Here is a 467-nt window from a genome sequence, read left to right as displayed (position 1 = left end):
CTTTGACCAGCGGTGCGCCCCTCAATGCCCGGGCCGGAGAGACGGTCATCTTTCACTGCCAGGCGGGTTCCCGGACGCAGAATAATGCGATTCGTCTGGCCGCGGCCGCCGCGCCGGCGCAGGCCTGCCTGCTGGCAGGAGGAATTCAGGCGTGGAAAGCCGCGGGGTTGCCGGTAGTGGAAGATTCATCGCAGCCGCTGCCGCCGCTGATGCGCCAGGTGCAAATTGCCGCTGGCGTCCTGATTTGACTGGGGGTGCTGCTGGGCTATACCGTTAACGGCGGCTTTTTCCTGCTCAGCTCAGCGGCGCGGTCGGCGCCGGGCTCACCTTCGCCGGCGTAACCGGCTTTTGCGGCATGGCGCGTCTGCTGGCGACCATGCCGTGGAACCGGCGCCAGGGGGTTAAAACGCGCTCCAGATAAGCCAGGCAATGCCGCCGAAGAGCAGCCATTTGACGATGTAATAGAC

The 467-nt window shown here is 65.1% G+C and carries 1 protein-coding gene and 1 pseudogene; both read left to right on the top strand.

Features of this window, described 5'->3' with window-relative positions:
- Positions 1 to 2 precede the first annotated feature (2 nt).
- Positions 3 to 104: pseudogene (locus M3189_RS27255) on the top strand (hypothetical protein); the annotation flags it as partial.
- A gap of 47 nt (positions 105 to 151) precedes the next feature.
- Positions 152 to 277, top strand: coding sequence for a hypothetical protein (locus M3189_RS27055; protein WP_285889841.1), 126 nt, complete (start codon positions 152 to 154; stop codon positions 275 to 277).
- The last annotated feature ends 190 nt before the right edge of the window (positions 278 to 467 follow it).

It is taken from the genome of Neobacillus niacini, from assembly GCF_023715415.1.
Taxonomy (GTDB): domain Bacteria; phylum Bacillota; class Bacilli; order Bacillales; family Cytobacillaceae; genus Neobacillus; species Neobacillus niacini_C.
The sequence above is the reverse complement of the archived record's forward strand: the minus strand, read 5'-3'. Positions and strand labels throughout refer to the sequence as shown.